This is a genomic window from Halomonas sp. TP35 (assembly GCF_052375975.1).
Lineage (GTDB): Bacteria > Pseudomonadota > Gammaproteobacteria > Pseudomonadales > Halomonadaceae > Vreelandella > Vreelandella citrativorans.
Map to the genome: position 1 here is coordinate 197,240 of NZ_JBQSUZ010000001.1, position 13,456 is coordinate 210,695.

11 protein-coding genes are annotated in these 13,456 nt (G+C 57.0%); 3 read left to right on the forward strand and 8 right to left on the reverse strand.

Annotation, left to right across the window (positions count from 1 at the left end; all coding sequences use genetic code 11):
* Positions 1-22: 22 nt before the first annotated feature.
* The 3 genes from ACT3RU_RS00925 (at position 23) to ACT3RU_RS00935 (ending at position 2,855) form a co-directional block, all read left to right on the forward strand.
* Positions 23-1,267, forward strand: coding sequence for a benzoate/H(+) symporter BenE family transporter (locus ACT3RU_RS00925; RefSeq protein WP_192526859.1), 1,245 nt, complete (start codon positions 23-25; stop codon positions 1,265-1,267).
* Between the two features lie 96 nt (positions 1,268-1,363).
* A complete protein-coding gene (locus ACT3RU_RS00930; RefSeq protein WP_192526860.1) occupies positions 1,364-2,560 on the forward strand; it encodes a benzoate/H(+) symporter BenE family transporter in 1,197 nt (398 codons plus the stop codon).
* Between the two features lie 109 nt (positions 2,561-2,669).
* A complete protein-coding gene (locus ACT3RU_RS00935; protein WP_287078264.1) occupies positions 2,670-2,855 on the forward strand; it encodes a universal stress protein in 186 nt (61 codons plus the stop codon).
* Positions 2,856-2,864: 9 nt separating this feature from the next.
* Here ACT3RU_RS00935 and ACT3RU_RS00940 read toward each other — a convergent pair whose 3' ends face one another.
* The 8 genes from ACT3RU_RS00940 to glyA all read right to left on the reverse strand — a co-directional run bounded on the left by ACT3RU_RS00940 (position 2,865) and on the right by glyA (position 13,268).
* A complete protein-coding gene (locus ACT3RU_RS00940) occupies positions 2,865-3,767 on the reverse strand; it encodes a LysR family transcriptional regulator (protein ID WP_192526861.1) in 903 nt (300 codons plus the stop codon).
* 313 nt (positions 3,768-4,080) lie between these two features.
* Positions 4,081-5,463 (reverse strand): L-serine ammonia-lyase, encoded by a 1,383-nt coding sequence (locus ACT3RU_RS00945; RefSeq protein ID WP_192526862.1) that lies wholly within the window; start codon positions 5,461-5,463, stop codon positions 4,081-4,083.
* A 154-nt stretch (positions 5,464-5,617) separates the two neighbouring features.
* A complete protein-coding gene (gene purU, locus ACT3RU_RS00950) occupies positions 5,618-6,484 on the reverse strand; it encodes a formyltetrahydrofolate deformylase (RefSeq protein WP_192526863.1) in 867 nt (288 codons plus the stop codon).
* Between the two features lie 66 nt (positions 6,485-6,550).
* Positions 6,551-7,198, reverse strand: a complete 648-nt coding sequence (locus ACT3RU_RS00955; protein WP_192526864.1) for a sarcosine oxidase subunit gamma — start codon at positions 7,196-7,198, stop codon at positions 6,551-6,553.
* Entirely contained in the window at positions 7,191-10,244 is a 3,054-nt protein-coding gene (locus ACT3RU_RS00960; protein WP_192526865.1) for a sarcosine oxidase subunit alpha family protein, read from the reverse strand. Before ACT3RU_RS00960 ends, ACT3RU_RS00955 begins: the two co-directional genes overlap by 8 nt.
* On the reverse strand, positions 10,241-10,630 hold the full coding sequence (locus ACT3RU_RS00965; protein WP_192526866.1) for a sarcosine oxidase subunit delta: 390 nt from the start codon (positions 10,628-10,630) through the stop codon (positions 10,241-10,243). Before ACT3RU_RS00965 ends, ACT3RU_RS00960 begins: the two co-directional genes overlap by 4 nt.
* 12 nt (positions 10,631-10,642) lie before the next feature.
* The gene (locus tag ACT3RU_RS00970; RefSeq protein ID WP_192526867.1) at positions 10,643-11,893 is read right to left on the reverse strand and encodes a sarcosine oxidase subunit beta family protein; all 1,251 of its coding nucleotides are present in this window, start codon (positions 11,891-11,893) and stop codon (positions 10,643-10,645) included.
* 46 nt (positions 11,894-11,939) lie between these two features.
* Positions 11,940-13,268 carry a serine hydroxymethyltransferase gene (glyA, locus tag ACT3RU_RS00975; RefSeq protein WP_192526868.1) on the reverse strand — a complete coding sequence of 443 codons (1,329 nt, stop codon included), beginning with the start codon at positions 13,266-13,268 and terminating at the stop codon, positions 11,940-11,942.
* Positions 13,269-13,456 lie beyond the last annotated feature (188 nt).

Genomic DNA, 13,456 nt, shown 5'->3' on the forward strand with positions numbered 1-13,456 from the left:
CAATAATTCCCTGGAGCACACCGTGAAACATATCGAGAAGGGTGTCAGCTTAAGACATGCGCCCCGTGATTTTCTGCGCGATCTCAATGCCGACAATGCCAGTACGGGGTTGGTAGCGGGTATATTAGGGCTCGGCGTCGGCGTCGTTCACATCAGTGCGGGCACATCGGCCGGCCTCGACCCCTCCTTCATCATGATCTGGGTTATCAGCTACTTGATGATCAATGGCCTGTTTGGGCTTTTCATGCCCGCTTACTACCGTTTGCCGCTTCCCATGGCTAACTCCATTCCCGGGGCATTGATGTTTGCCGCGGTTATTCCGGTAATTGGCTTGGAAGCTGCCTTGGGCGCTAGCTTTATTGCTGGGGCTATCACGCTGGTTGCCGGTGTGACGGGGATAATGGGGATCGTCATGCGCTTGATACCGATGCCGATAGTGATGGGCATGGTGGGTGGAATGCTGCTTAGTTTCGGTCTCAATATGGTCAAGCCGCTTGAAAGTGCCATTGTACCAGCGTCGATCATGATACTGGCGTTCTTTATCTCTTCTCGGCTCTTTCGCAAGATTCCGCCATTGATCATTTCGATGGTGGCTGGTCTTGTCTATCTAACCGTGACAGGCGTTGATTTATCCGGCATCGACGCCACTATTCGATTCCCTGAGTTCATCATGCCTGCGTTTACGTTGGAAGCTTTCCTAACGTATGGCTTACCACTTGCTATCATCCTGATTGGAATGGAGACCCCTGCGGGAGTCGGTTTGATAAAGGGGATGGGCTATAAAGATGCGCCAGCGAATGCGATTACCGCTGTAGGGGGCTTAGGTACCATGGTGTCGTCATTCTTTAATCTGCATAGCACCTGCATTGCGGCGCCCATGACCGGCGTATGCGCTTCTCCAGAAGCGGGAGCCCCCGATAAACGTTGGGTTGCTGCCGTGATAGCAGGAGCTATTTTCGTAATTGCCGCGCCATTCTACGGTTACGTGGTCAGCTTACTGGAGGCTACGCCGCGCTATTTCATCGCCATTATTGCGGGATTGGCGCTAATGCGCGTGATTACTTCCTCGATGGCCATCGCCTTTTCTGGCAGAAAGCATGAAATAGGCGCGTTGTTCGCCTTTCTGATCGCCGCTTCCGGTATTCAGATTCTTGGCATTGGCGCCACGTTTTGGGCGTTAGTGCTGGGTGTCGTTGTTTCGGCAATCGTCGAAACCAAAGACTTTGACGTCATTTTTACTCGTGGAGCAGCTGACCTCTCGCCTTGAAACTCACCTCGGCGTTGCTTGATACGGCCTCAGTAAGCAGATGCTTGCCGGGGCCGTTGGTTGCTCGTTAAATACTGACACGGGGAAGTGTGTTGCATGCAATTTCATAAGCAATTGCAAAAGGATTTGTCGATCCCTGCCATCACTGCTGGTTTTGTGGCGGTGCTAATTTCTTACTCCGGGCCCTTGGCCATTTTTTTCCAAGCGGCTCAGAGTGCCGAAATATCCAGTGCCATGATGACGTCCTGGGTGTGGGCTATCTCTATCGGCGCAGCTATCTCGGGTATCTTTTTAAGCCTGTGGTTAAAAGTGCCGGTGGTGACCGCTTGGTCGGCGCCGGGGACTGCGCTGTTGGTAACGCTGTTCCCGGGGTTGACGCTCAATGAAGCGGTGGGCGCCTACCTAACAGCCGCTGTGATCATTTTTCTGATCGGCGTTACAGGCACTTTTGACCGCATTATCCGAATGATACCGCCAGGTATCGCCAGCGCGATGATGGCAGGCATTCTGTTCCAATTCGGGGTGGGCGTCTTCGTCTCTTTAGAGAGTGTGCCGGCGCTGGCGATTGGTATGATTATCGCTTATTTGCTCTTTAAGCGACTTACTCCGCGCTATAGCCTGGTACTGCTATTAATTGCTGGTATCACGTTAGCCGTCTTGCTGGAGGGCGCGAGCCTGGAGGGAGTGGCACTCCAGCTTGCCGAGCCTCAGCTTATTCGCCCTGAGTGGTCCTGGAATGCGACCCTGAGCTTGGCTATTCCCTTGGTACTGGTGAGTTTGACGGGACAGTTCCTACCCGGCATGGCGATTCTACGCGCCTCTGGGTATTCGACCCCGGCCAGACCAATCGTTATCGTGGCTAGCGCAACGTCCTTTTTCACCGCTTTTTTTGGCGGTATCACCACGGTAATCGCAGCGATTACCGCGGCAATCTGTACCAGTAAGGAAGCTCACGAAGATCCTGCTAAGCGCTATGTTGCCGGGGTGGCAAATGGGGTTTTCTACCTGTTTGGTGCTATTTTTGCAGACACTATTGTAGCGCTATTTACGTCGTTGCCAGGGGAGTTTGTGGCGGTACTCGCAGGCCTTGCACTGCTTGGCGCGATTAGTAGCAATATCAGTGCGTTTGCGGCCGAAAAGAGCCATCTGGAAGCCTCTGTCATTACGTTTATTGCCACCGCCTCTGGCATTAGTTTTCTAGGCTTAGGCTCCGCCTTCTGGGGAGTGATCGTTGGGGCGCTTGCCTATAACCTGCTGCATCGACGTTTTAACTCGCTTAACCATAAAACCTAATAACCGTGATACTGCTTACGCGGTAGTGGGGTGGACCATGGAAAAGATCGTTGTGGCGGTTGATGGATGATAGTGAAAGTGCTTTGCATGCCTTGGCATTTGGGCAAATATTTGCGGCCCAGCTTGGGGTGGCGGCACAGCGGACTCTATCGTCAGCTATTTGGCAAGTCGTCATAATACGATGCTTGCCATGACAACCCATGGACGTAGTGGTCTTTCGCAAGTAGTGGCTGGCAGCGTTAGTCACGAAGTGCTGCACGAAGCGGCTTGTCCGGTCGCCATACTGCGCCCATAAAGGGTGGTGCTATGGGTAACGGCCAGAACGGCGATTTTCCACGAGCACCTCTAAGATAGCGTTGGCTTCCTGCATTAGAGGCGAGGGTTTTTCTCCTCGCCGACGACTGCAGATAACGGGGGAGGTTATGGTCTTGTCTGCCAATGCTACATAGGTAATACCGTCACGTTGAACGCGTTTTACTTGCTCTGGGACCAATGTAATGCCTATACCGGAGGCGACAAGGCTAAGCGCTGTCTGTACTTCGTTCGCCTCCTGTACCACCTCAACCTTTAAACCTTGGCGTCGGAAAATACCTAGTATCATATCCGCAAGACTGGGACGTGGTTTTGCGGGGAAAACAATGAGGGGATAGCGAGCCAGCTCCTCGCAGGTCGGGGTCGTACCCTCGAGTGGATGGCCGCTCGAGAGGGCTGCAATCAACGGTTCATCGAAGAGAATATCCTGCTCTACGTCTGGATCATCAATGCGAATGCGTCCGAATCCCATATCGATGCGGCCTGCTTTGAGTGCTTGAATTTGTTGTACTGTTGTGAGTTCTGCCAGTGTAAGTTCAACATTCTCAATGCGGCGTAAGTCACGGACTAATGTCGGAAGCTGTCCATAAAAAACAGATGGCACAAAACCAATACCGAATAGCGCACGCTTGCTGCGCGCCATATGTCGCGTGGCATCGATGGTGACTTCCACTTTTTCTAATATCTGCAAAGCGTGCTGCTGAAAAAATACACCAGAAGGCGTTAGGCGCAACCCTCTTGAGCTTCGCTCAAACAATTCGGCACCCACTTCCTGCTCTAGCTGCTTAATTTGGCGCGATAGAGGCGGTTGCGACATGTGCAATCTTTCAGCAGCACAGGTGAAATTAAGCTCTTCGGCCACAATGCAAAAGTATCTAAGGTGGCGTAGCTCCATGATGCCTCCAAGGTATAAGCGACAACTTAACATTACCTTTATGAACTTAGCTGTTGCCAAGCCAGCAACTGGGGCATTTTTCAGCCAATCGTTTAGGCATTGTAATAAAGTCGTATACCCTACCAGTATTCAAACGATGAGCTGGCTACGACTTTAGTCAAGGTAAAGGCAACGCTTATAGGCAGGCTGGTCTTGAGAAAGGGACCTGAGAGAGTCGGGATATTAGGCGCTGGACGTGAAGCTCAATGCTGACGCCTAAAAGCCACAATGTAACTTGGCACATTGTGGCGTGTAACGTGGCTAAAGCGCTGCGCTAACACTCAATCGCATTAACCGCCAACCCACCCTTGGACGTTTCCTTGTACTTGTCCAGCATGTCTTTGCCGGTATCACGCATGGTGCGGATAACTTTATCTAAAGAGATAAAGTGAGTGCCGTCGCCGCGCAGGGCCATTTGGGCGGCGTTGATCGCCTTGACGGTGGCAATCGCGTTGCGCTCGATGCAGGGCACCTGAACCAGCCCGCCTACTGGGTCGCAGGTCAAACCGAGGTTGTGCTCAAGACCTATTTCAGCCGCGTTTTCGACCTGCTCAGGCGTAGCGCCCATCACCTCGGCCAAGCCTGCGGCGGCCATGGCGCACGCTGAGCCCACCTCGCCCTGGCAGCCCACTTCGGCGCCGGATATGGACGCATTTTTCTTGCACAGAATACCGATGGCACCGGCGGCAAGCAGGAAGTCCACCACATTGCGGTCATTGGCACCCGCCTGGAACTTCATGTAGTAGTGCAGCACGGCGGGAATAATACCCGCTGCCCCGTTGGTTGGGGCCGTCACCATGCGCCCTCCCGCAGCGTTCTCTTCGTTCACCGCCAGTGCAAAGATGTTGACCCACTCCATGGCGGAAAAGGTTGTGGCGATCAGGCAGTCGTTCTGCTCGGCCGCCTGCAGGCGCTGATGCAGCTGCCTTGCCCGGCGTTTGACGTTAAGCCCACCGGGTAGAATGCCTTCGTGGGTTAGGCCGTTATCGATGCACTCGCACATGACCTGCCAGATGCGCCACAGCTCGTCTCTTACTTCCTGCTCGCCGCGCCAGGTTTTCTCGTTCTCCATCATCAGGCGGCTGATGCTCATGCCTTCACGCTTACAGATGGCGAGTAGTTCTTCGGCGGAGTTAAAGTCGAAGGGGATCTTGGCGGTGTCCATGTCTTCAAGCTTGGCATCCACCTGGTTTTGGTCAACCACAAAACCGCCGCCTACCGAGTAGTACGTGTTGGCGGTCAGTAGGCTGCCATCTTCGGCAAAGGCGCAAAGTTTCATGGCGTTCGGGTGATGGGGCAGGCTCTCTTCATGAAAGATAATGTCCTGGTCCCATTCAAACGTGACATCTTTCTGGCGCCCCAGCGATAGGCTACGCGTCTCTTTCAACGCCGCAATCGTGGTGTTGATAATCGAAGGATCGATGGTGTCCGGGCGTTCGCCCAACAAGCCCATGATAATGGCATGGTCGGTTCCATGGCCGATACCCGTGGCGGAAAGCGAGCCATACAGATGCACTTCCAGGCGGCTCACCTGGTCGAGCAACTGGCTATCGCGCAGAACGGCCGAAAACTTGAAGGCCGCCATCATGGGGCCGACCGTGTGTGAGCTGGAGGGGCCGACGCCAATTTTGAAAAGGTCGAAGACACTAATAGGCATGGAAGACCTCTGAATGGGAAATAAAAAGTCGACTCACCCAACGTTGGACAGGGGAATCGCGAATTAATGCCGCGTAACCTGGTCCTGGCGTCGATTAATGAGCAGACTTGATGATTGTTCTGTGGATGAAAGGAGTAGCGTCAAGCAAGCGCGGCTAGTTGCCAAATACCACCGTGCGCCCATTGTGCAGAAAGACTCGCCGCTCAAGGTGATAGCCAATAGCGCGGGCGAGCGTCAGACACTCTATATCGCGCCCTTTGGCGACCAGGTCCTCAGGGTAGTGTGCATGATCAACTGGCTCCACTCCTTGAGCAATAATCGGCCCCTCGTCGAGGTCGTTATTAATGTAGTGCGCCGTAGCGCCTACCAGCTTAACGCCTTTTTCGTAGGCCTGGTGGTAGGGCTTGGCACCTTTGAAGCCCGGTAGTAGTGAGTGGTGAATGTTGATGGCTCGCCCGCTCAAAAGCTCGCACATGCTCGGTGACAATACCTGCATGTAGCGCGCCAGAATTACTAGCTCCGCCCCCGTATTCTCAATAATATCGAGTACCTGGGCCTCCTGTTCTGCCTTGGTCTCGGGCGTGATAGGCAGATGATAGTAAGGCAGATCATGCCAGCTCGCTAAGGGCTCAAGATCCGGGTGATTGGAGATAATCGCCTTGATATCCAGTGGCAACTGCCCGGTACGGTAGCGGTAGAGCAGGTCGTTTAAGCAGTGATCTGCCTTGGATACCAGAATGACTGCACCCGTGCGCTTGGCCGGAGGGGTCAGTTCAAACGTCATGTCGAAATCGGTGGCGCGCGGCAGAAAATTTTCCTGAAACGCCTGCTCATCAAACGCTTCTCGCTCGGGACGAAACTCCGCTCGAATAAAAAAGCGTTCACCCAACCGGTCATCAAATGAGCTCAGTTCGGTGATATAGCAGTGCTGCTCTTTTAAAAAGCGGGTCACTACATCGACCGTGCCCAGAATGCTGGGGCATTGGGCGGCAAGTATCCAGGTATCCGTCATTCGGCTCATGGCGCTTCTCTTTCATCAGCTTGATCAGCAGTCAGGGCAGGCCGGTGGTGCCGGCCTGCCGGCTTATTATTGTGTGTCGATACCATATTCCGCCGAGGCGTCGAGCAGCCAACGGTAGCAGTAGTCGGCAAAGCTGCGGCGCACCACCAATTCCCAGTGTGTCTCGGAAGGGCGGCGCAAAACCACGGTGGCCTTGGCAAACACGGTGGTTACCCCCTTGCCCACGGTAAATGTGCTGGGATGTACGTCATAGGAGATCGACTTCATCAGCACCTCGCGGGCATTGTCGCCGCTAAGCGTTAGCACTGTCTGGCCGCCGCTTGCATTGACGATGCTCACGTGGGCATCGCCCAAGGCCTGGCGCAGCGCACTTTCTAGCGCGCACTCTTCGCCGCCCGGCACAATCACTAGCCATTCGTCGGGCGAGAGCCACTGGATTGTGCGCTCGCCGCTATCGTCGTGTTCCAGGGCATTGGGCTTGGCCGGTAGGCTCATGCCAAGCGTGGCGCGAACCGCTTCATCGAGCACGATGGCCCCGCCGCGCAGCACCAGGTGGCCCAGCAGTGCTTTTTCACGCAGGACAACGCCTGCCTGACCATTAGTGCGGGGCACCGGGTGCTGCTGGTAGCTCCACGCCAGAGGAGATTCGACCTGCGGATTGCCGTCGGGCACGGTGTTGAACTCGCAAACGTTAGGTACACTCGCGTTAGACATGCTGGCGCTCTCCTTTCGGGTCGATGAAGACAGGGCTTACGATTTCAGCTTCATGCACTGTGCCATCGGTCATGGGAATATAGACGGTCTGCCCCATTCGCTCGTGACCACCCATTACCACGGCAAGGGCGAAGCCGTGTTTGAGCGAGGCGCTGTAGTAACTCGACGTTACGTGCCCCTTCATGTCCATAGGGATCGACTGCTTGCCGTCAAAGACGACCTGGGCGCCTTCCTCCAGTACCACGCTTGGGTCTTTGGGTTTCAGGCCGACAAACTGCTTGCGGTCCGTACGGCGGGTGTCGGGGCGTGACAGGGCGCGCTTGCCGATCCACGGGAAGGGCTTGTCGTAGCCGATCGCCCAGCGCATTCCAAGGTCTTCCGGCGTCACCGAACCGTCGGTATCCTGGCCGACAATGATCAGGCCTTTTTCCGCACGCAGGACGTGCATGGTTTCGGTACCGTAAGGCGTCAGGTTGTACTTTTTACCGTGCTCGAAAAGCTTCTTCCAGACGTGCATGGCGTAGTTGGCTTGCACGTTGATCTCGAACGCCAGCTCGCCGGTGAACGAAATGCGGAAGATGCGCGCGGGCACCTCGGCGACCGTGGCATCGCGCCAATCCATGAACTTGAAGTTCTCTTTATCAAGATTCATGTCGGTCAGCTCGGACAAAAGCTTGCGGGCGTCCGGGCCGGTCACGGTCATGGTTGCCCAGTGGTCGGTCACCGAGTTGAAGTAGACCTGAAGCTCCGGCCACTCGGTCTGGTGCCACAGCTCCAGCCACTCGAGTACGCCTGCCGCGCCGCCGGTGGTGGTGGTCATCAGGAAGTGGTTATCACCCAGGCAACTGGTGGTACCATCATCCATCAGCATGCCGTCGTCTTTACACATCAGGCCGTAACGCACGCGGCCAGGGGCGAGCTGGGCCCACTTGTTGGTATAGACGCGACCCAGGAACTCGCGGGCATCCGGGCCTTGAATATCAATCTTGCCAAGCGTCGAGGCATCCAGAATGCCCACGCCTTCGCGCACCGCCAAGCACTCGCGGTTGACTGCATCGTGCATGGTTTCTTTCTTGCCATTCACGGTGCGAGGGAAGTACCACGGGCGTTTCCACTGGCCGACATCCTCGAACTCGGCTCCGTTTTCCACGTGCCACTGGTGCAGCGCGGTGTAGCGCTCAGGGTCAAACAGCTCGCCGCAGTGACGGCCAACGATGGCGCCAAAGGTCACCGGCGTATAGTTGGGCCGGAACACGGTGGTGCCTACTTCGGGAATCGAGCGTTTCAGGCAGCGTGCAGCAATCGCCATGCCGTTGATGTTGCCAAGCTTCCCTTGGTCGGTACCAAAGCCCAGCGCGGTGTAGCGCTTGACGTGCTCAATGGATTCAAAGCCTTCGCGGGTGGCAAGCTCAATACCCGCCGCGGTGACATCGTTTTGCAGGTCAACAAACTGCTTGGGCGCGCGTAGGGCGCTCTTTTCATGCGGCACTTGATAAAGCGCGCAGGAAGGCGCATCACGCCGCGCTCGCGTGGCGGGCAGGGCAGCTTCCTCGGCGCTGTTAAAGCCGCACTCCAGCGCTGCCTGACACCCAATGCGAGCGCCATCGGCAAGCGTTTCGCCGAGGGCATAATAGCCCGCCACGCCGCCAGCCGACTGCATGCCCTTGACCGTGCCGGGCACAAAACCTAATAACTCTTCGTCCCATGCCGGGCGTGTGCCGGTGTGTGAGGAGAGGTGGATCACCGGGCTATAGCCGCCGGAGGTGGCGATGGTATCGCACTCAAGCTCTTCGGCTTTGCCGGTCACCACGAAACGCTCAAGATCAACGGCCGAGACGCGTGCGCCGGTAACACGCTGATTACCGCGTGCTTCGATGACGGCACTGCCAGTGATCACGCGAATACCGCTGTCGCGTGCCTGGCGAACCAGGTCGCCATCAGGGTTGGCGCGGGCATCGACAATGGCGACGACCTTACGTCCGGCTTCTTTCCAGTCGAGAGCTGCGCGGTAAGCGTGGTCGTTGCTGGTGGAAAGCACCAGGCTGTTGCCGGGCACCACCGCGTAGCGGCGAATATAGTTGGAAACGGCGCCTGCGAGCATGGTGCCCGGCAAGTCGTTGTTGGCGTACACCAAGGGGCGTTCGTGGGCGCCGCTGGCCAGCACCACTTGGCGGGCGCGCACGCGGTGAAGACGCGCACGTGATTCACCGGGGAAGCCCGCTTCACGGGCGGTATCGGCCATATGCTCGGTACGCCGCTCGTGCAGCGTGACAAAGTTGTGGTCGTGATAGCCGTTGGCGGTGGTGCGTGGCAGCAGCGTCACGTTATCCATCGCGCCAAGCTCTTTTACTGTTTGCTCAACCCAGCGCGTCGCTGAAACGCCATCCAGGGTTTCGCGGCTATCCAGTAGCGAGCCGCCCATCTCTTCCTGTTCATCACACAGGATCACACGCGCACCGGAACGCGCACCGGAACGCGCGGCAGAAAGCGCCGCGGCAAGCCCCGCTGGGCCCGCGCCGATCACCATCACATCGCAGTGGTGATGCATGTGATCATAAATGTCCGGATCGGACTCGGTCGGTGCACGACCTAGCCCCGCGCCCATGCGGATATACTTCTCATAGGTCATCCACATTGAGGCAGGGGCCATAAAGGTCTTGTAGTAGAACCCTGGCGGCATAAAACCACCGCCCAGCTTGCCTACCCAGCTCATTACGTCACGCTGAACGTTGGGCCAACCATTGGTACTGCGCGCCACCAGGCCGTTGTACAGGCCCTGCTGGGTAGCGCGGACGTTGGGCACTTGGGTGTCATCCTTGGCGCCCAACTGAACGACGGCATTGGGCTCTTCGGCACCGGCGGCGACAATGCCGCGAGCGCGTGAATACTTGAAGCTACGGTTGACGATATTCACGCCGTTGGCGAGCAGTGCCGAAGCGAGCGTGTCGCCTTTCAGACCCTGGTAACGCTGGCCGTTAAAGGTGAATTCAAGCACTTGGGAACGATCGACACGCCCGCCGGCATCAATACGATTTTTCTGGGTCATGGCGAGGCCTCCTCATTCAGTGCTTTGTTTTCAGGCCGTGCGCCCACGGTCTGCCAGCCGCCATCGGCCACTTGAACACCTTGTTCGTGACGAACATCGGGCGTTGCCGCCGTAATGCTTGGCTGCTCACCCATGGGGTAGGTTTCGAGAATTTCGTAGGTCACCGTATTGCGGGTGATATTGAAGAACTTGCGACAGCCCACCGAGTGCACCCACATTTCGTGGTGAATACCGCGCGGGTTGTTGCGGAAGAACAGGTAGTCACCCCACTCCTCGTCGCTGGTATTGTCCGGGTCGGAAGGGCGCATCAAGTGGGCCTGGCCGCGAGGGTGGAACTCCTCTTCCTCGCGGTGCTCCTTGCAGTAGGGGCAGAAGATATAAAACATGATGGGCTCTCCTCAGTGCGCCACGCCAGCGGCGCCGTGTTCATCAATCAGCGCACCGGTATTGAAACGGTCGATGGAAAAAGGCGCAGCGATGGGGTGCATTTCACCCTTGGCCAGGCTTGCGGCGAAAACATGCCCGGATCCGGGGGTCGCCTTGAAACCACCGGTGCCCCAGCCACAGTTGAAATACAGACCTTTAACCTTCGTTTTGGACAGGATCGGGCAAGCATCCGGGCAGGTATCGACGATGCCGCCCCACTGGCGGTTCATACGCACCCGAGAGAACATCGGGAACATCTCGACGATGGCCTGAAGGGTGTGCTCAATGGTCGAGTAGCTGCCGCGCTGGCCGTAACCGACGTAGCCGTTGATGCCCGCCCCGATGACCAGGTCGCCCTTGTCGGACTGGCTGATGTAGCCGTGAACGTGGTTGGACATGGTGACGGTATTGAGGACCGGCTTGAGCGGCTCGGACACTAATGCTTGTAGCGGATGGGATTCCAACGGCAGCTTGATGCCCGCCATGTTAGCCAATACGCCGGAGTTGCCCGCCGCCACGCAGCCCACGGTATTGGCTTCGATATCACCGCGGTTGGTGTGGACGCCCAGCACCTTGCCATCGCGAATCTTGAAGCCGGTGACCTCGGTATTTTGCAGAAGATCCACGCCGAGAGCATCGGCACCACGCGCATAGCCCCAGGCCACCGCATCGTGGCGCGCCACGCCGGCACTCTTCTGCCAGGAAGCGCCCATGATCGGGTAGCGGGCACGGCTGGAAATATCCAGTTGAGGCTCGATCTCCTTGATCTGTTGCGGAGTGACTACCTCGCTGTCGATACCGTTCAAACGGTTAGCATGAACGCGGCGCTGAATATCACGCATGTCCTGCAGGGTGTGGCCCAGATTGAGTACACCGCGCTGGGAAAACATCACGTTGTAGTTCAAATCCTGGGAGAGGCCCTTCCACAGATCCAGCGAGTGGTTGTAAAGCCGCCCTGATTCATCCCATAGATAGTTAGAGCGTACGATGGTGGTATTACGTGCGGTGTTGCCGCCGCCCAGCCAGCCCTTTTCAACCACGGCGACATTCTTGATGCCGAACTCTTTCGCCAGGTAGTAAGCAGTGGCTAGTCCGTGACCGCCACCACCGACAATGATGACGTCGTAGCGCTTCTTGGGCTCAGGGTTGCGCCACTGGCGCTCCCAGTTTTCGTGATGTCCAAGCGCATGTTTGACCAGTCCGAAGCCGGAATAACGTTGCATAAAGTTTCTCCTTGATCGGCTCCGCGGAGCCGGCTGGCGGCTATCGTCAGGCGATTGAGGCGCTATCGGCTACGTGCTCACTGGTGGTTTGGGCTTGGCCATATACCGGGTAGTGGGCACACAGGTCGGCGACGTTTTCACGTACCTGGTTTTCTACGTCAGTGGTGTCCTGCTGGTCGGCCAGTACGTCAAGAATGTCGCAAATCCAGCCTGCCAGGTGCTCACAGTCTGCCTCAACCATTCCGCGGGTGGTTACCGCCGGAGTGCCAATGCGCAGGCCCGAGGTAACGAAGGGGCTTTGCGGGTCGTTGGGCACGGTGTTCTTGTTGACCGTGATATGCGCGCGCCCAAGGGCTGCGTCGGCATCTTTACCGGTAATGCCCTGTTTGATCAGCGAGACCAGGAACAGGTGATCGTCGGTACCGCCGGAAACCACATCAAAACCACGCTCAACGAAGATGCGCGCCATCGCACGGGCGTTGGCGATAACCTGACGCTGGTAGTTAACGAAGTCCTGGTTCATGGCCTCTTTGAACGCCACCGCTTTGGCCGCGATCACATGCATCAGCGGGCCGCCCTGCTGGCCGGGGAATACCGCGCCATTGAGCTTCTTGTAAAGCGTCTCGTCGCCATCGGCGGAGAGAATCAGGCCGCCGCGCGGGCCGCGCAGTGTCTTGTGGGTCGTGGTCGTCACGACATGGGCATAGGGCAGCGGGCTCGGGTAGAGACCAGCAGCTACCAGGCCCGCTACGTGGGCCATATCGACCATCAGATAGGCGCCGACTTCATCGGCGATGTTACGGAAACGGCGCCAGTCGACCACGCGTGAATAGGCCGAGAAACCCGCAATGATCATTTTCGGCTTATGCTCTCGCGCCAGCCGCTCTACTTCGTCGTAGTCGATTTCGCCGGTGCCTTCGACCAGGCCGTACTGGATAGCGTTGTAGTGCTTGCCCGAGAAGTTGGGGGCTGCACCGTGGGTCAGGTGGCCGCCGTGGGCCAGGCTCATGCCCAGAATAGTGTCGCCAGGACTTACCAGCGCCATGAATACCGCCGCATTGGCCTGAGCGCCGGAATGGGGCTGTACGTTGGCATAGTTGGCACCAAACAGGCTGCAAGCCCGCTCGATAGCCAGCGCTTCCACCTTGTCGACGAATTCACAGCCGCCGTAATAGCGCTTACCGGGATAGCCTTCGGCGTACTTGTTAGTCAACTGGGTGCCTTGCGCTTCCATCACCAGCTTGCTGGTGTAGTTCTCAGAGGCGATCAGTTCGATGTGGGCTTCTTGACGCGCTGTCTCTTCAGCGATTGCCGAGGCAAGGGCCGTGTCGTAGTTGGCCAAGCGGGCTTCGGGAGAAAAGTTATTGTGAGTCATCTGGGTCTCCAGGCTAGTCGCTTATATTCGGTCTGGGAGTTTGTTAGCGTCAGGAATGGCATCACCATTCACGCTATCGTGCCGCGATAGTATCGCTGGGCTTGCCCCCCAAGATGCTTACCGACGTCACCGCTCGGCGTATTTGCGACATTGACGTGAATTTTTTATGGGCCTTTATAAGGCGTCGC

Bases quoted from the DNA above. Each gene is read 5' to 3' on its own strand.
- ACT3RU_RS00930 (WP_192526860.1), top strand. From the start codon at position 1,364: ATGCAATTTCATAAGCAATTGCAAAAGGATTTGTCGATCCCTGCCATC.
- ACT3RU_RS00940 (WP_192526861.1), bottom strand. From the start codon at position 3,767: ATGGAGCTACGCCACCTTAGATACTTTTGCATTGTGGCCGAAGAGCTT.
- ACT3RU_RS00945 (WP_192526862.1), bottom strand. From the start codon at position 5,463: ATGCCTATTAGTGTCTTCGACCTTTTCAAAATTGGCGTCGGCCCCTCC.
- purU (WP_192526863.1), bottom strand. From the start codon at position 6,484: ATGAGCCGAATGACGGATACCTGGATACTTGCCGCCCAATGCCCCAGC.
- ACT3RU_RS00955 (WP_192526864.1), bottom strand. From the start codon at position 7,198: ATGTCTAACGCGAGTGTACCTAACGTTTGCGAGTTCAACACCGTGCCC.
- ACT3RU_RS00960 (WP_192526865.1), bottom strand. From the start codon at position 10,244: ATGACCCAGAAAAATCGTATTGATGCCGGCGGGCGTGTCGATCGTTCC.
- ACT3RU_RS00965 (WP_192526866.1), bottom strand. From the start codon at position 10,630: ATGTTTTATATCTTCTGCCCCTACTGCAAGGAGCACCGCGAGGAAGAG.
- ACT3RU_RS00970 (WP_192526867.1), bottom strand. From the start codon at position 11,893: ATGCAACGTTATTCCGGCTTCGGACTGGTCAAACATGCGCTTGGACAT.
- glyA (WP_192526868.1), bottom strand. From the start codon at position 13,268: ATGACTCACAATAACTTTTCTCCCGAAGCCCGCTTGGCCAACTACGAC.